18 protein-coding genes and 1 tRNA gene are annotated in these 16,228 nt (G+C 66.4%); 8 read left to right on the top strand and 11 right to left on the bottom strand.

Annotated features, from left to right (window positions below):
• Nucleotides 1-96: 96 nt before the first annotated feature.
• A complete protein-coding gene (locus tag ABUA28_RS01920; protein ID WP_349902238.1) occupies nt 97-1,278 on the bottom strand; it encodes a trans-sulfuration enzyme family protein in 1,182 nt (393 codons plus the stop codon).
• 141 nt (nt 1,279-1,419) lie between these two features.
• On the opposite strand from ABUA28_RS01920, the gene ABUA28_RS01915 reads away from it, so the two are divergent.
• Nucleotides 1,420-1,878: an Lrp/AsnC family transcriptional regulator gene (locus ABUA28_RS01915; protein ID WP_349902236.1), complete on the top strand. Its 459-nt coding sequence runs from the start codon at nt 1,420-1,422 to the stop codon at nt 1,876-1,878.
• Nucleotides 1,879-1,980: 102 nt separating this feature from the next.
• Here the strand turns inward: ABUA28_RS01915 and ABUA28_RS01910 are convergent, their stop codons facing one another.
• Both ABUA28_RS01910 and ABUA28_RS01905 read right to left on the bottom strand, forming a co-directional pair.
• Nucleotides 1,981-3,258 carry a DUF4032 domain-containing protein gene (locus ABUA28_RS01910; RefSeq protein WP_349902234.1) on the bottom strand — a complete coding sequence of 426 codons (1,278 nt, stop codon included), beginning with the start codon at nt 3,256-3,258 and terminating at the stop codon, nt 1,981-1,983.
• A 126-nt stretch (nt 3,259-3,384) separates the two neighbouring features.
• Nucleotides 3,385-4,476, bottom strand: coding sequence for an ABC transporter ATP-binding protein (locus tag ABUA28_RS01905; protein ID WP_349902233.1), 1,092 nt, complete (start codon nt 4,474-4,476; stop codon nt 3,385-3,387).
• 260 nt (nt 4,477-4,736) lie between these two features.
• Here ABUA28_RS01905 and ABUA28_RS01900 point away from each other — a divergent pair, with 260 nt between their 5' ends.
• Nucleotides 4,737-5,669, top strand: coding sequence for a thioredoxin domain-containing protein (locus ABUA28_RS01900; RefSeq protein ID WP_349902231.1), 933 nt, complete (start codon nt 4,737-4,739; stop codon nt 5,667-5,669).
• 4 nt (nt 5,670-5,673) lie between these two features.
• On the opposite strand, the gene ABUA28_RS01895 is transcribed toward ABUA28_RS01900, so the two are convergent.
• The 7 genes from ABUA28_RS01895 to msrB all read right to left on the bottom strand — a co-directional run bounded on the left by ABUA28_RS01895 (nt 5,674) and on the right by msrB (nt 10,341).
• On the bottom strand, nt 5,674-6,501 hold the full coding sequence (locus tag ABUA28_RS01895) for an ABC transporter permease (protein ID WP_349902229.1): 828 nt from the start codon (nt 6,499-6,501) through the stop codon (nt 5,674-5,676).
• Nucleotides 6,498-7,460 (bottom strand): ATP-binding cassette domain-containing protein, encoded by a 963-nt coding sequence (locus ABUA28_RS01890; RefSeq protein ID WP_349902227.1) that lies wholly within the window; start codon nt 7,458-7,460, stop codon nt 6,498-6,500. Before ABUA28_RS01890 ends, ABUA28_RS01895 begins: the two co-directional genes overlap by 4 nt.
• Nucleotides 7,461-7,462: 2 nt before the next feature.
• A complete protein-coding gene (locus ABUA28_RS01885; protein WP_349902225.1) occupies nt 7,463-8,302 on the bottom strand; it encodes a DUF4097 family beta strand repeat-containing protein in 840 nt (279 codons plus the stop codon).
• 94 nt (nt 8,303-8,396) lie between these two features.
• A complete protein-coding gene (locus ABUA28_RS01880) occupies nt 8,397-8,879 on the bottom strand; it encodes a histidine kinase (protein ID WP_349902223.1) in 483 nt (160 codons plus the stop codon).
• A 389-nt stretch (nt 8,880-9,268) separates the two neighbouring features.
• A tRNA-Thr gene (locus ABUA28_RS01875) sits at nt 9,269-9,342 on the bottom strand.
• Between the two features lie 38 nt (nt 9,343-9,380).
• Nucleotides 9,381-9,929, bottom strand: a complete 549-nt coding sequence (locus ABUA28_RS01870; protein WP_349902221.1) for a nitroreductase family protein — start codon at nt 9,927-9,929, stop codon at nt 9,381-9,383.
• A gap of 7 nt (nt 9,930-9,936) precedes the next feature.
• The gene (gene msrB / locus ABUA28_RS01865) at nt 9,937-10,341 is read right to left on the bottom strand and encodes a peptide-methionine (R)-S-oxide reductase MsrB (RefSeq protein WP_349902219.1); all 405 of its coding nucleotides are present in this window, start codon (nt 10,339-10,341) and stop codon (nt 9,937-9,939) included.
• Between the two features lie 138 nt (nt 10,342-10,479).
• On the opposite strand from msrB, the gene ABUA28_RS01860 reads away from it, so the two are divergent.
• From ABUA28_RS01860 to groL, 6 genes are all read left to right on the top strand, one after another.
• Nucleotides 10,480-11,445, top strand: coding sequence for a DUF2332 domain-containing protein (locus ABUA28_RS01860; protein ID WP_349902217.1), 966 nt, complete (start codon nt 10,480-10,482; stop codon nt 11,443-11,445).
• A gap of 148 nt (nt 11,446-11,593) precedes the next feature.
• On the top strand, nt 11,594-11,911 hold the full coding sequence (locus ABUA28_RS01855; protein ID WP_349902215.1) for a DUF3263 domain-containing protein: 318 nt from the start codon (nt 11,594-11,596) through the stop codon (nt 11,909-11,911).
• A 54-nt stretch (nt 11,912-11,965) separates the two neighbouring features.
• Nucleotides 11,966-12,523 carry a LytR C-terminal domain-containing protein gene (locus tag ABUA28_RS01850; protein ID WP_349902213.1) on the top strand — a complete coding sequence of 186 codons (558 nt, stop codon included), beginning with the start codon at nt 11,966-11,968 and terminating at the stop codon, nt 12,521-12,523.
• Nucleotides 12,524-12,651: 128 nt separating this feature from the next.
• Nucleotides 12,652-12,858, top strand: coding sequence for a cold-shock protein (locus ABUA28_RS01845; RefSeq protein ID WP_349902212.1), 207 nt, complete (start codon nt 12,652-12,654; stop codon nt 12,856-12,858).
• A 75-nt stretch (nt 12,859-12,933) separates the two neighbouring features.
• Nucleotides 12,934-14,016 carry a DUF3048 domain-containing protein gene (locus tag ABUA28_RS01840; RefSeq protein ID WP_349902210.1) on the top strand — a complete coding sequence of 361 codons (1,083 nt, stop codon included), beginning with the start codon at nt 12,934-12,936 and terminating at the stop codon, nt 14,014-14,016.
• 120 nt (nt 14,017-14,136) lie between these two features.
• Nucleotides 14,137-15,768, top strand: coding sequence for a chaperonin GroEL (gene groL, locus ABUA28_RS01835; protein ID WP_349902208.1), 1,632 nt, complete (start codon nt 14,137-14,139; stop codon nt 15,766-15,768).
• Nucleotides 15,769-15,855: 87 nt separating this feature from the next.
• On the opposite strand, the gene ABUA28_RS01830 is transcribed toward groL, so the two are convergent.
• Nucleotides 15,856-16,146, bottom strand: a complete 291-nt coding sequence (locus ABUA28_RS01830; protein ID WP_349902206.1) for a WXG100 family type VII secretion target — start codon at nt 16,144-16,146, stop codon at nt 15,856-15,858.
• Between the last annotated feature and the right edge of the window lie 82 nt (nt 16,147-16,228).

Here is a 16,228-nt window from a genome sequence, read left to right as displayed (position 1 = left end):
GCAGACTTCCGCCGCCGCCGGCACGCGAGATGCCAGTTGTGGGGGTCATTCGCGCGAAATAGCAACCACAACTGGCATCTCGCGGAACGATGCGGGTCAGGTGCTGGCAGTGTCGAGGGCGCCGAGGATGTCCGCGGCCAGGTCGTCGACGTGTTCCAGGCCGATCGAGAGCCGCACTATGCCGCCACCGGGACGAGCCGCGGGCGCGACCGGCTTGTGGGTGAGGGACGCCGGATGCTGCGCGAGCGAGTCCACTCCGCCGAGCGAGACCGCGTTGGTCACGAGCTCGAGCGCCTCGATGAATCGCACCGCGGCGTCGTAGCCTCCGGCGAGCTCGAACGCGAGCATGGACCCGGGTCCCTCGAGCTGGGTGCCGAGCAGGTCATCCGGATCGCAGCCCGGCAGCGCGGGATACATGACCCGCTTCAGCGCTGGGTGACCGAGCACGCGAGTGACGAGCTCGCCCGCCGTGGCCTGCTGGGCGCGCACGCGCAGCGGCAGCGTGCGTAGCCCGCGGTGCAGCAGATAGGCGGCCATCGGATGCAGCAGGCCGCCGGTGAGCGCGCGAATGTGCCGGACGCGCGTCGCCCACTCCTCGGTCGTGGCGATCACTCCGCCCATCACGTCGCCGTGCCCGCCGATGTACTTCGTGGCGCTGTGCAGCACGATCGTCGCGCCGTGCTCGATCGGGCGCTGCAGGATCGGGGTCGCGAAGGTGTTGTCGACGAGCACCGGGATGTCCCCGGCCGCCGCGACGACAGCGGCGATGTCCACGAGTTCCAGGGTGGGGTTCGCGGGGGACTCCATGACGACGAGCCCCGTATCCGCACGGATCGCGGTGGCGATGCCAGCGACATCCGCCCAGGTCACGCTCGTGCCGACCAGGCCGCTCTCGAGCACGTGATCCGTGCCGCCGTAGAGCGGTCGCAGCGCGACGACGTGCGGTCGCCCCGCGGTCACACTCGCGAGCAGCACGGCAGACAGCGCGGCCATCCCGGTGGCGAAGGCGACGGCGGATGCCGCACCCTCCAGGCCGGCGAGACTCTCCTCGAAGCGCGCGACGCCCGGCTGCCAGAGGCGCTGGTACACGGCGGACTGGCCGGGCAGCAGTGGGCCACCGGTCGCGAGCTGCTCGTAGGAATCGCCGCCGAGCTCGACCCGGGGCAGCGGGTTCGTGGTGGAGAGGTCGATCGTCGGAACGTGGGAGCCGCTCTCGGTGAGCCCGCCCATTCCACCGTGAACGGCGCGGGTCTCGATGCGGGAATTCTGCAAGATCATGCATCGAGGCAAACAGAATCTTCACATGGCCGCAATATAGGCTGAAGGTGCTGCGATAGCGGGTCCAGCGGCACTAGATGCTGCGAATGCACTTCCCCGGAGAGCGCTCCGATCGCAGGGAGCGCGAGAGGAGAGACAGCCATGGATAACGTCGATCGCGCACTGCTGAGGGCGCTCTCGGCAAACGCGCGGATGTCCGGCACGGCGCTCGCGGCGGCATCGGGCGTCGCAGAGTCCACGGTCTCGCTGCGCCTCAAGCGACTCCATGCCGCGGGCTACCTCCGCGGTTACCATGCCGAGGTGGACATCGCGGCGCTCGGGATGACCGTGCAGGCGCTCATCTCCATCCGTCTCGTCTCGATCAACCGCGAGGAGGTCGACCGCTTTCGCCAGGAGGCGCCGACCTGGTCGGGCGTGCTCGCGCTGTTCCACATGGCGGGCGTCGACGACTTCCTGCTGCACGTGGCGGCGCGCGATTCGTCTGAACTACGCAACTTCGTTCTCGAGAACCTGGCCGGACATCCGGCGGTCGCTCACACCGAGACGAACCTCATCTTCGACCACGTCGCGGGCCGCGGGCTGGAGAAACTGCTCGCCTGAACTCCCCATCCCGAATGAAGGCATTTCGCGGTGGCGGGCACGACGCTGCAGCGAAGGCGGAGGGCATTGGCTCGAAATGCCTTCATTTGGGATGGGGCCGAATCAGACCCTGTCGCGCCAGTCCGCTTCGTCGACGACCGCGATCGGCAGGGTGATCGCCTCGGTGGGCGGACCCATCACCGCGGCCTCGTCGCGCCGATTGCGCAGCACGGTGTCGATGTAGGAGGTAACGGCCTCGGCGAGCGGAACATCCCTGTCTTCGTTCTGCGAGAGATACCAGCGGTGCTCGAGAAGCTGGTGGAACACCTCGGCCGGCTCGAGCTTGCCGCGAAGGTCCCGCGGGATCGCCCGGATGACCGGCTCGAACACTCGGGCCAGCCATTCGTGCGCCGCGACTTCCTCGTCGACATCGTCCTGATCGAAGGTTGCCGTGTACGAGTCGAGATCGTTCAGCAGGCGCCTCGCCTGGTTCTCCTGCGCGTCGAGTCCGGTCAGGCGAAGCAGCCTGCGCTGGTGGTGGCCGGCATCCACGACCTTGGGCTGGATGCGCACGGTCGTGCCGGCATCGTCCGTCTTGATCGCCAGCTCGTCGATATCGAAGCCGAGCTCGTTGAGCCGATTCACGCGCGCGTTGATCCGCCAGCGCTCCGAGGAGTCGAAGGACTCCGATCCGGTGAGCTCCGTCCACAGCGTGCGGTAGGCCGCCACGATCCCCTCGCTCACGGCGATCGGATCGGTCTCCTCGTCGAGGCGACCACCGGCCGCGAGATCGAGCAGCTCTCCCGCGATGTTGACCCGCGCGATCTCGAGGTCGTTCTCGCGCTGTCCGTTTGAGAGGCCGTTGTAGAGCTTGCCGGTCTCCGCGTCCACGAGGTACGCGGCAAAGGCGCCCGCGTCCCGGCGGAACAGCGTGTTCGAGAGAGAGACGTCACCCCAGAAGAAGCCGATGATGTGCAGCCGCACGAGCAGGGCGGCGAGGGCGTCGACGAGCCGAGTTGCAGTATCGGGCCGCAACGTCTGCGAGTACAGCGCGCGGTAGGGGAGCGAGAACTTGAGGTGCCGCGTGACGAGCACGGAGTTGAGCGGTTTCCCCTCGTCGTCGCTGCGGTTGCTGATCACGGCGACGGGCTCGACGCAGGGAACGTCGAGCCTCTGCAGGGAGCGCAGCATGTCGTACTCGCCGTGCGCCATCTGGTCAGAGGTCTCTTTGATGGCGATGATGTAGCCGCTCAGGTGCACGAAGCGCACGAGGTGGCGCGAGATGCCCTTGGGCAGGGCGGCGATGACGCTGTCGGGCCAGGCGTCGAGCGGAAGATTCCAGGGAAGGTCGAGCAGCGCGGGGTCGACCGTCGCCGAGGTGATGCTCAGTGAACCTGACATGTGAACCTGCCTAGTGTCTCAGCCGGTCGAGCCGGATGCTGCTGGTGCCGATCGTGCCGCCGTTAACGGCAGCGGGCCTGTCGGAATCGCGGCGTGGCAATTCCGGCAGGCCCGGCGGGAACGATGTCAGTCGAGGATCGGCTTGCTGAGGCGCAGACCCGTCTCGGCGTTGAACACGTGCACGTGGTCACCGTTCGGGAGGATGTGCACCTGGTCGCCGGCGTTCGGGTGAACGCGACCATCGACGCGCGCGACGATGTCGACGCGGTTGCCGTTGATCTCGGTGTGGCCGTAGAGGTAGCCGTCTGCACCGAGCTCTTCGACGATGTCCACGGTAACCGGGAGACCCTCGCCCGAGGTGGAGACCTGGACATCCTCGGGGCGGACACCGATGGTCACGGTCTTGTCTGCACCGGCGAGCGTTTCGCGGTCGACCTTCGCGACGGCGGTGCCGAACTTCAGGCCGCCGTCGGTGACCTCGACATCGAAGAGGTTCATGGCAGGAGAACCGATGAAGCCAGCGACGAACACGTTCACCGGCTGTGCGTAGAGCTCGCGAGGCGTACCGACCTGCTGCAGCACGCCATCCTTCAGCACGGCGATGCGGTCACCCATGGTGAGCGCTTCGGTCTGGTCGTGGGTGACATAGACGGTGGTGACACCGAGGCGGCGGGTGAGCGACGCGATCTGCGTACGCGTCTGCACACGGAGCTTGGCGTCGAGGTTCGACAGCGGCTCGTCCATGAGGAAGACCTGGGGGCTACGCACGATCGCACGACCCATGGCGACGCGCTGACGCTGGCCGCCGGAGAGCGCCTTCGGCTTGCGGGCCAGGTACGGCTCGAGGTCGAGCAGCTTTGCAGCCTCGAGAACGCGGCTTGCGCGCTCGTCCTTGTTGACGCCGGCGATCTTCAGGGCGAAGCCCATGTTCTCTGCAACGGTCATGTGCGGGTAGAGAGCGTAGTTCTGGAAGACCATCGCGATGTCGCGATCCTTCGGCGGAACGTCGGTGACGTTGCGGTCGCCGATGAGGATGTTGCCCTCGTTCACCTCTTCGAGGCCGGCGAGCATACGCAGCGACGTCGACTTGCCACAGCCCGATGGGCCGACCAGCACGAGGAACTCGCCGTCAGCGACCTGCAGGTCGAGCTTGTCGACAGCCGCCCGGGTCGAGCCCGGGTAGATCCGTGAAGCCTTGTCAAAGGTTACAGATGCCATAGTTCTAGAACTCCTTCACCGGCAGGTACGTGCCGGACGATCCGTAGTGAATGGATGAGGTGGTGCAGGCCCCATTATGGCATCCAGCACGGTGGGCCCGAAATCGAGGCCGTCCGCGGCCGCAATCGGTCTCGCCACGCACGCGACGGGGACAGTATGGTGGTTCAGCTACCGCTTGGGCATTTCCCAGACTGGCTGCTTATCATCCATAGGTGCTCGCGCGGTAGCCGTATGCGAGCAGAAAACTCAAGTGAGGGTGAATGACCGAGGGCGATACGGGCGACGATCGTCTGAGCAAGAGTGACAGGCGCGAGATCGCCCGCCGCAAGGCGCAGGCACTGCGGGCCGAGCAGAAGAAGAAGGAGCGTCGTCGGCGTTTTCTTCTTCAGGGCGGTATCGCCGTCGGCATCATTGCCGTGATCGCGGTGGTGGCGCTCATCATCACCAACACCTATCTGAAGCCTCCGACGCCGGGACCGCTCAACATGGCGAGTGACGGCATCACCATCGGTCAGGGGCTCAAGGCCATGTCGACGGGCGCACTGCAGCCGGGCGACGTACCGGTTTCGACGGCATCCGGCAATCCCGATGTCATCAAGATCCGCGTCTATCTCGACTACCAGTGCCCTCTCTGCAAGCGGTTCGAGACGGCCAACGAGAAGCAGCTCACCACCTGGCTGGAGACGGGGTCGGCTACCCTCGAGATCCACCCGCTCGCGATGTTCGACCGCAACTCCGTGGGAACGAAGTACTCCACGCGGTCGGCCAACGCTGCGGCCTGCGTGGCCAACTACTCGCCGAATCGCTTCTTCGCGTTCAACTCTCTCCTGTTCCAGAACCAGCCACCGGAGCAGAGCCCCGGGTTGACGGACGAGAAGATCATCGCGCTGACCAAGAAGGCGAAGGTCAGCAATTCCTCGTCGATCTCGGATTGCATCACGGATCAGTCGTTCAAGACCTGGGTGAACGCGGCGACGGCTCGGGCGGTGAGCGGGCCGATCCCCGGCTCCAAGGTCGACAAGGTCACCGACACCCCCACCGTTCTGGTGGATGGCGTGAAGTACCCGGGCGAGCTGGACAACGCCAACGACTTCGCCCTGTTCGTCAACACAGCGGCGGGCAACGCGTTCACGGAAGAGGCGACGGCGTCGCCCACTCCCGTGCCGTTGCCGACCGCGACGCCGGTGCCGTGACTTCTCAGCGCACCGACTTGCGCTCGTAGATCACCATGGACCAGGCGTAGCCGACGATCGCGATCGCGACGCACCATCCGACCGCCAGCAGCGGACTCCAGCCGAGCGGAGTGCCGAGGAGCAGCCCGCGCAGGGTCTCGATGATCGGGGTGAACGGCTGGTACTGGGCGAAGCCCTGCAGCCAGTCCGGCATTGAGCCTGTGGGCACGAAGCCGCTTCCGAGCATGGGCAGGATGACCAGCAGCAGCGGCAGGTTGCTCGCCGTCTCGACAGACTTCGACTGCATCCCCATGGCCACGCACAGCCAGCTGATCGCGTAGCCGACGAGCACGATCAGGCCCGCGGCCGCGAGCCACGCGATCGCGCCGGTGATCGGGCGAAAGCCGATGGCGAGGCCCACCCCGAACACGAGTGCCACGGCGATGATGGCCTGGATGGTGTTGCCGAGCACGTGCCCGGCGAGCACCGCCGCGCGCGAGATCGCCATGGTGCGGAACCGCGCGGTGATTCCCTCGGTCATGTCCATCGCGACGGTTGTGGCGATGCCGCCGCCGCTTCCCGCGATCGTGAGCACCAGGATGCCGGGCACGACATACGCGAGGTATGCCGCGCGCCCGCCGGCCGGGTCCACGCCCGGCAGCCCCGCGCCGAGGGTTCCGCCGAACACGAACACCGAGAGGAGCAGGAACACCACGGGCCCGAGGATCGTGAACATCGACAGGCCGGGGTACCGGATCATGTGCAGCAGGTTGCGGCGCAGCATCGTGATCGAGTCGGTGACGACGTGCGAGCGGAGCGCTCGTGGCTGGGAGTGAAGAGTAGCGCTGGTCATGATGCTGATTCCTTCGTTTCGGTGCGGCTCGACTGGCCAGTGCTGCCGGTGAGGGCGAAGAACACGTCGTCGAGATCCGGAGTGTGGATGCTGAGGTCGTCGACCGTGAGGTGCGCGTTGTCGAGGCGGTCCAGCACGCCGCGTAGCGTGCCGACCCCGCCGTTGCTCGGCACGGTGAGCGTGAGTGCCGCGTCGTCCCGGGCGGCGTTGTCGAGGAGTCTGGTTGCGGACTCGAGGGCCGCGGCATCCGCGAATCGGAGCCGGATGTGCTCACCGGGTACGAGCCGCTTGAGCTCGTCCGGTGTGCCCTCGGCGACGATGCGGCCGCCGTCGAGCACGGCGATGCGGTGGGCGAGTTCGTCTGCTTCCTCGAGCTGCTGGGTGGTGAGGAGCACGGTCGTGCCGTCGGCCACCAGGCCGCGCACGATGTCCCACATGGCGCGCCGGCTGCGCGGGTCGAGGCCGGTCGTGGGCTCGTCGAGAAAGATCACGCTCGGCGAGGTGACGAGGGTCATAGCGAGGTCGAGGCGGCGCTTCATGCCGCCGGAGTAGGTAGCGAGCGGCTTGCGCGCGGCCTCGACGAGGTCGAACTGTTCAATCAGTTCTGTGGCGCGCTGCCGGGAGCGCTTGGCACCCAGGTGGCGCAGCCTCGCCATCAGCAGCAGGTTCTCCTCGCCGGTGAGCAGCCCGTCCACGGCGGAGAACTGGCCGGTGAGTCCGATGGCGGCGCGCACGCCGTCCTGATCGCGCACGACGTCGCATCCGTTCACCAGTGCAGTGCCGCTGTCGGGGCGAAGGAGCGTGCTGAGGATGTGCACGGTCGTCGTCTTGCCCGCGCCGTTCGGTCCGAGCAGCGCGGTCACGGTGCCGGCGGCGACGCTGAGGTCGATGCCATCGAGCACGACCTTGGTGCCGTAGGACTTGCGCAGTGCGCGTACGTCAATTGCTGGGGTGGTCATGTCTATTCCGTTCGTTGGATGGTGATGTCGCCGTACTGGGTGCGCGCCCGCACCTCGACGGTCTGTTCGGTGGGGTCCGGGGCGCGGTCGCTGTCGAGTTGATTGCGCACGCGCCCCTCTTTGGATGAGAGATCGAGCCAGGCGGGCACGCCTGGGCGCACGCCGATGGTGATCTGCCCGTATCCGCTCTCGACCTGAACGGAGCCACTCGATACCTCGCCCACGCTGATGCTGCCGTACGCCGTCTTCGCGGTAACCGAATCGAGTGCCGTTGTGATTTCGAGGTCTCCATACGAGAGCTTCGCGTCGACCTCGCCGCCGCATTCGCCAATGGTGATCGTGCCGTGCGATGACTTGAGTACGGCGTCGCCCGCGATCGCACCCAACCGGATCTGACCGTGGTCGGCGGTGATCTCGACCCAGCCACCGATGTTTGCGACTGTCACGTTGCCGTTCATGGCCCGCACCCAGAGATCGCCGGTGCTGTCGAGATCGACCATCGAGCTTTTGACACGGGTGGCACCGAGGCGCCCGGCCGTGCGCACGAGACCGTAGGAGGTCTCGGCGGTGAGTCGCGATCCGGTCGGCAACTCGACCTTCACATCCACGGACTCGAACGGGCCGACAAAGCTGAGGCGGGGTCGCGGGCCAGTGATGGTCAGTCGTTGCCCGTCGAATTCGACGGTGGTCTCCTCCGCGCCTCTGACATCGACCGCCTTGGCCGGATGTGTCGGCGATACTGTCACGACCGTGTCGTCGCGGTCGCTGGCGATGACCTCGATTGCGCCGGCCGGCAGCTTGATGGCGAGGTCGATCGGGGCGGGTGTTGCGTAAGTGGGCATGGCGAAGCATCCCTTTCTGTGGACGTGTGAGTTCATCCCCGCGGGTGCGCGGGGATACGGATGTGGTGGGCTGGGTGCCCTGGTCGGTGCCGGGCTATCGCGCCCAGCCGGCGAAGTTGTCGCCCGTGCGCAGCGTGCGCTGGGCGGATCGGCGTTGTTTCGGTTGAAGCGCGGCCGCGATTGCGCGCACGAGCCAGGTGTTGACCGAGAGGCCGTCGGCGGCTGCCGCATCGTCGACCCGAGCCTTGAGCGCGTCGGGGAGGCGCAGCGTCGTGCGCGAGGAGCTGACGTCGTCGAGGTCGACGGATGCGGAGGGCTGCTCGTCGAGGTCGGCGGCCGTCTCCGTCACCACGAATTCGACCTCGCGGCCGCGCAGCCGCAGGTCAACCGATCCTGGAGCGAGCTCCCTAGTGATCTCGCCGACCGCGGCCGACAGCGCGTCGAGCAGCACCAACCGGGTCGCGGCGTCCAGCCCTGCGGCCAGTCGCTCGGCGACCGCGCGGGTGTCTTCCGCACCGTTTGCCGCGGCATCCACCAGCTGTCGCTGCAGGTCACTGACGTACTGTCCAAGTTCCATGCCACCATAGTGACACCATCATGGTGTCGTGTCAAGCGAATGTGGTGTCATGATGCATGCGACTCGGTGTCAGCTATCGGGCGCTGCTTCGAGATACGCAGCTGTCGCAAACAGGCAGCGCCTGCGGCAAACAGAAGAGCCGAATCTTTGGGTCTTGGGCGAGCAGGCAGGTTGCGATTGTTGGGCGTGTCTGAGATTGCCGTGAGCCGCAGGTTTCTACCTTGCGGGCTCAAAAAAGAGCCAAATCGTTGGCTCTTTTTTTGAGCCTCCAGTCGGATTCGAACCGACGACCCCCGCTGCAAGGGCGGGTGATGGTTTTCTAGGGGAGCCCCCAGTCGGATTCGAACCGACGACCCCCGCTGCAAGGGCGGGTGATGGTTTTCTAGGGGAGCCCCCAGTCGGATTCGAACCGACGACCCCCGCTTTACAAGAGCGGTGCTCTGGCCAACTGAGCTATGGAGGCGAACAACTCACCCATAGTACTGGGGCCGAGCCGAAGTTTTAGAGCGTGCTCAAGAACGCGCGAGGGTCCACAGGGTTCTTCGCGGCCGGTCCGCCCTCGGCGTCGATCACGCCGCCGATGTACAGCCATCCGAGCAGCTCTTCGTTCTCTGCGAGCCCGTGAACGAGCCGCACGGGTTCGGAGCGCACCTGCCCACCGGTGCGCCACATCACGCCCCAGCCGGCCTCGTCGAGCAAAAGGCTTAGATAGTGCGCAACACCGGATGCCGCGGCATCCTGCTCCCAGTCCGCCACCTTGATGCTGGGCTGGTGTCGCACCACGACCGCGAGCAGCAGCGGGGCCCGCAGCGGTTTGGCCGCCAGCCTGTTCGCATCCTCGAGCTGGAGCCCGCTCGCGGCGACGAGTGCATCGCCGAGTCGCTCGCGGGCTCCGCCGCGAAGTGCAATGAGGCGCCACGGGCGCAGCGCTCCGTGGTCGGCGGCCCCTGCTGCCGCTTCGATGAGTGGCAGCAGTTGCGCCTCGGTTGGCGCATCCTGCGTCACCTTCGGGCGGGACCGGCGACCGCGAACGGCGTCGAGGGCAGCCAACGGGACGTCAGTCTTCTTTGAAGTTCAGCGACAGGGAGTTCATGCAGAAACGCGCACCGGTCGGTGTCTGCGGTGCGTCGTCGAAGAGGTGGCCGAGGTGTCCGCCGCAGTTTGCGCAGCGCGCCTCCGTGCGGGTCATGCCGAGGCTCGTGTCGGTGAGAAGCTCAACCGCGTCGGGGTTGATCGACTCGTAGAAGCTCGGCCATCCGCATCCGGCGTCGAACTTCGTTCCGCTCTGGAAGAGTTCAGCTCCACAGCCCGCACAGGTGTAGACACCCTGTCGGTTCTCATCGAGCAGCGCTCCGGACCACGGGCGTTCCGTTGCCGCCTCACGCAACACTGCGTACCGCTCGGGGGAGAGCTCTTCCTTCCACTGGTCGTTGGTCTTCTGGGTGCCAGGCGTGCTGGTCATCGGTTCTTCCTCTCAGGAATAAGTCGTACAGCCCATTAAACTCGCGACCATGCCCGAATGTTCCACCGTGTGCCGATTGCGAGTCGAACTATTACCGCGCGCACAGGTTTTCGCCTCGGCAGCTGGAGTGCAGCGGGCGTGAGAGACACGGCGGAGTGGTACCGCGGATTCGCGGAGGGGGAGGCACTGGGGCGCTCAGCCGTCTACGTCGACTGGGCATCCGGCATCGCCGACGATGACCGGATGCGCGCACTCATCGATGAGCTGCCGGAGACCACCCGCCAGCCGAGCCTCGTTTTCGCGGTCGCACGGCTCCTCGGAGCACCGGAAGCGGGCTTCGCCGAATTCAGGCAGTGGATGTTCGCGAACTGGCCGAGAGTGCGGCCCGAGGTCGCGAGGCGGCTGAACCAGACCAACGAACCGGGGCGCTGCGCCTCGCTCGTACCCGCGCTCGCCGCCATCCCGGGCCCGCTGGCCCTTCTCGAGATCGGTGCGAGCGGCGGCCTCTGCCTCTACCCCGATCGCTACAGCTATCTCTATGACGACGTGCGCATCGACCCGGAAGCCGGCCCGAGCGAGGTGCTCCTGCGCTGCGCCACGAACGGACGCGTCCCCCTGCCACAGCAGCTGCCCGAGATCGTCTGGCGCGCTGGCATCGACCTGGCGCCGCTCGACGTGCACGACTCGGATGACCGGCGTTGGCTCGAAACCCTCGCCTGGCCGGAGGAACACGACCGGCGCGCACGCATCCGTGCCGCCATCGAGATCGCGAGGTGGGATCCACCGCTTCTGGTGCGGGGAGACGCGACGGATGCCCTGGCCGGCCTCGCCGCGCAGGCGCCGGAGCGCGCAACACTCGTCCTCATCACGAGCGGCGTGCTCGTCTACCTGCCGTTCGCGAAACGCGAGCGCTTCATTACTGCGATGCGCGAGCTGCGGGTGCGCGAGGAGGGCGTCCACTGGCTGTCACTCGAGGGCGCGAGTGTGCTGCCGCGCGTGCGCGAAGCCCTGCCGAACGGTGACGGGAGATTCGTGCTCGCGCTGGACGAGCATCCGCTGGCCTGGACGGGGCCGCACGGCCAGGGCCTCGACTGGTTCGCCTGACTGTGAGGCCGAGTCTGCAGCGGAGCGCGGCTGCGTAAGCGAATTGTCGACCGGCCACGGGCATACGGGTTTTCTGCAGAAACGCGGGCCTAGGATGTGCGTGAGTCGCCGGCAACTGAGGCGCGGCGCACCAGACGGAAGGAGCGGGGTGGCAGCACACGCCGAGTCGGCTGGCCCCACGCCCGGGCGCGATGCTCCGACCGTCACGGAGCGCCAGGCGCGCATTCTCGCCTTCGAACGCCACTGGTGGAGGCACGCCGGCGCGAAAGAAGAAGCCATTCGTGCCGAGTTCGGACTCTCGGCGGCCCGCTACTATCAAGTGCTGAACGCCCTGCTCGATTCCCCGGCCGCGCTCGAGAGCGATCCGATGCTGGTGAAGCGACTGAGGCGATTGCGGGACGCACGCACCTCCGCACGATCCGCTCGTGTCATCGGTGCCACCGCAGACACCCGCGACACCCCCTGAGACTGTTCACCCGACACCCGACGCGACCGTCACAACTGAGCGACCGAGAGAGCTATGGCCAACTATCCGAAAGACCGTTTCGATTCCGTGCCGGATGATCTGCTCCGCACCGGCGCGCACCGTGCGCCGGCGAAGAAGGGCCGCGGATGGATCGCCTTCGGTTGGGCGGCGCTCGCGACACTCGTGCTCGTGGCCGCAGGGCTGTACGGACTCGCTCTGGTTCGCGGGAGCATCCAGTTGCCGTTCCAGGCACAGAGTCCGAGCCCCTCGGTCTCGTCGACCCCGACCTCGACCCCGACGGCGGCTCCCAAGCTGGATCCGACCGTGCCGATCACCGTGCTCAACGGAACGACAACGCAGGGTCTCGCGACGAAGGTCGGTGACTTCCTCGTGACGAAGGGCTGGACCGGAGCGAGCCAGGAGCTCGGCACCAGGGCGAACGCCTCCTCGAGCACGGTCGAGAAGACGGTGGTGTACTACAAGGACGCCGCGGATGAGGCTGCCGCCCGCGCTCTCGTGCAGACACTCGGCGTCGGCACCGTTCGCCTGACCACTGACTTCAACGACCGCATCACCGTGGTCATCGGATCGGATTACAAGCCGCAGTCGTAATGACGTTGCACGGTATTTAAACCGGCGCCACCCCTCCCCAACACCGCTGAATCTCGTTAGTATCTGGTCTTGCGCCGAAGCACCACAGCGGGCGCACCCGCCCACGGGTAACACGGCAGGAGTAATGCATGGCGAACGGAACCGTCAAGTGGTTCAACGCTGAGAAGGGCTACGGCTTCATCACCGTCGAGGACGGGGGGCAAGACGTCTTCGTCCACTACTCCGCCATCGACATGACCGGGTACAAGGTGCTCGAAGAGGGCCAGAAGGTCGTCTTCGACATCGGCACGGGCAACAAGGGTCCGCAGGCGGAGGCCGTGCGGCTCGCTCAGTAGGGCCGCTTTCACGCGGTATTGAGGCACGCCACCGCGCGCGAGCAACTGGTGCGCGGTCGCCGTTAGTCTGTGCGCATGGGGAACACGCGCGCCGGAAGAGTCCGACCACTGAACCCGTCCGGGCTCGGGGGTCTCGGGGTGCTCGTGAGCGCTGTCACGGTGCTCACGCTCGTGCTCTCGGGCTGCGCGCCGGATTCGCCGAGGCCCACGCCGACGACCTCACCCGGCTACAGCTCGAACTACACGCCGCCGCCCGCAACCGCGCTCGCCCCGTTGCGCGGCACCTCCGTTGCCGTCGGTTCACTGAAGAACGCGTCGATCGCCGCGAAGATCGACAATCATCCGGATGCCCGTCCCCAGGTCGGCCTTGAGCACACCGACCTGCTGTTCGAGGAGCTGGTCGAAGGCGGACTGACCCGTTACGTCGGCGTGTGGCAGTCTGACATCCCTGAGCTGCTCGGCCCGGTGCGGTCGATTCGCCCGATGGATCCGAACATCATCTCGCCCTTCGGCGGCATCGTCTGTTACTCGGGCGGGCAGCAGCGCTTCGTCACCCTCATGCGCAATACGCCCGTCTACAACGCGATCCACGGGCAGCCGGACACGGCATCCACCTTCTACCGCACGAAAGACAAGGCCGCACCCCACAACGTGATCGTCAAGGCTCGCGAACTGCTCGCGCAGCACACCGACATCGCGGCTCCGGCCCAGCAGTTCGCGTACTCGCTCGACGTGCCCTCGGCGACGGCGACGAAGGATGGCGCCCCGACCGCGGCCGTCGCCTACACGTTCTCGAACCTCATCCGCGGCAGCTGGACCTACGACTCCTCGCGGTCAGTGTTCCTGCGCGGGCAGAACGGCAAGCCCGACGTCGACTCCACCGGCGCACAGCTCACTGCGACCAACGTGCTCGTGCTGCGCGTGACGGTGACGAACGACATCAACGTGCCCAGGACAGAAATGATCGGCTCGGGGGAGGCCTGGGTGTCGACCGGCGGAGGCACGTCTCACGCGACCTGGACGAAGGGCTCGGCGACCGACCCCATCCACCTCGTCGACGACCAGGGCGTCACGATTCGACTCGCGCCGGGCAACACCTGGATCGAGTTGGTGCCGACCGCGGGAGATGTGCAGATCGTCGCCCCCGCGGCTTCCTGAGCGAGCACCGAGCTTACTTGCACTCTCAGGGGGAGAGTGCCAGAATCTATTAGCACTCCTATGTAGCGAGTGCCAAAGCTGTTGCAATTTCCTGACGTCCGGGAGGGACGAGAAACACACATGGCAAAGATCATTGCTTTCAACGAAGAGGCCCGTCGCGGCCTCGAGCGCGGCCTGAACATTCTGGCCGATGCAGTCAAGGTGACGCTTGGGCCGCGCGGCCGCAACGTCGTGCTTGAGAAGAAGTGGGGCGCCCCCACGATCACGAACGACGGTGTGTCGATCGCCAAGGAGATCGAGCTCGACGACCCGTACGAGAAGATCGGTGCGGAGCTCGTCAAAGAGGTTGCCAAGAAGACGGATGACGTCGCAGGCGACGGTACGACCACCTCGGTCGTTCTCGCCCAGGCCCTCGTTCGCGAAGGCCTCCGCAACGTCGCAGCCGGTGCTGACCCGATCAGCCTGAAGCGCGGTATCGAGAAGGCCGTTGCGGCCGTCATCGAGGCACTCATCGCCGGCGCCAAGGAGATCGAGACCAAGGAAGAGATCGCGGCCACCGCCTCCATCTCTGCCGGAGACACCGAGATCGGCGCACTGATCGCCGAGGCGATCGACAAGGTCGGCAAGGAGGGCGTCGTCACCGTCGAGGAGTCGAACACCTTCGGCACCGAGCTCGAGCTCACCGAGGGAATGCGCTTCGACAAGGGCTTCCTGTCTGCGTACTTCGTGACCGACGCCGAGCGCCAGGAAGCGGTCTTCGAAGACCCGTACATCCTGATCGTCAACTCGAAGATCTCGAACATCAAGGACCTGCTGCCGATCGTCGACAAGGTCATCCAGTCCGGCAAGCAGCTGCTGATCATCGCTGAGGACGTGGATGGCGAGGCTCTCGCCACTCTCGTCGTCAACAAGATCCGTGGCATCTTCAAGTCCGTTGCCGTCAAGGCTCCCGGCTTCGGCGACCGTCGCAAGGCGCAACTGCAGGACATCGCCATCCTCACCGGTGGCCAGGTCATCTCCGAGGAGGTCGGTCTCAAGCTCGAGAACGCCACGCTCGACCTGCTGGGCCGTGCGCGCAAGGTTGTCGTCACCAAGGATGAGACCACGATCATCGAGGGCGTCGGTGAGGTCGACGCCATCGCCGGTCGCGTCAACCAGATCCGCGCCGAGATCGAGAACAGCGACTCCGACTACGACCGCGAGAAGCTGCAGGAGCGCCTGGCCAAGCTGGCCGGTGGCGTTGCAGTCATCAAGGCCGGAGCGGCGACCGAGGTCGAGCTCAAGGAGCGCAAGCACCGCATCGAGGACGCGGTGCGCAACGCGAAGGCAGCCGTCGAGGAGGGCATCGTCGCCGGTGGTGGTGTCGCGCTCATTCAGGCGGGTGCCATTGCATTCGACGGCAAGGCACTCAAGGGTCTCGTGGATGACGAGGCGACGGGTGCGAACATCGTGCGCGTGGCCATCGACGCTCCGCTCAAGCAGATCGCCCTCAACGCGGGCCTCGAGCCCGGCGTCGTGGTCGACAAGGTGCGCAACCTTCCTGCTGGCCAGGGCCTCAACGCGGCCACCGGCGAGTACGTCGACATGCTCGCCGCTGGCATCAACGACCCGGTGAAGGTGACTCGCTCAGCACTGCTGAACGCGGCATCCATCGCGGGCCTGTTCCTCACCACGGAAGCCGTTGTGGCCGACAAGCCCGAGAAGGCGTCGGCTCCGGCCGGTGGCGACCCGACGGGTGGCATGGACTTCTAAGTCCAAGCGCGACACAGCTCAGCGGGGCGTCTCTTCGGAGGCGCCCCGCTTCTGCTTTTGACCCCGTGAGGCTGGGGATCAGCGAGGTCAGCGGGTGAAGAGGCGGGCGTTGGCCGATTCGATCTCTGCATAGTGCTGGCCGGCCTGGCCGAGCGCGCGGCTGATCGCGTCGAGCGAGTCCTCAACCTTCTGCTGGGTGGCCTTCCACTCGGCGATGACTGCCTGGAACGCGTTGGCCGCCTGCCCCGACCACGAGTCCTGCAGGTTCACGAGCTGGCCGCACATGCCACCCACCTCGGCCTGGATGCGGCCCATCGAGCTGCGCACGGCGCTGGTCGCTCCGAGAACGGCTTCGCTGTCCACCTGGTAACGGGTCATGGTTGCTCCTTCGTCGATGATGCTCGGTGTGGGCACCCGCATCCGACCGGATGTCGTGGGCGCTGCCCAGAACACTAGGCAC

This window comes from Parafrigoribacterium humi (genome assembly GCF_040227205.1).
GTDB classification, from domain to species: Bacteria; Actinomycetota; Actinomycetes; order Actinomycetales; family Microbacteriaceae; genus Parafrigoribacterium_A; species Parafrigoribacterium_A humi.
The sequence above is the reverse complement of the archived record's forward strand: the minus strand, read 5'-3'. Positions and strand labels throughout refer to the sequence as shown.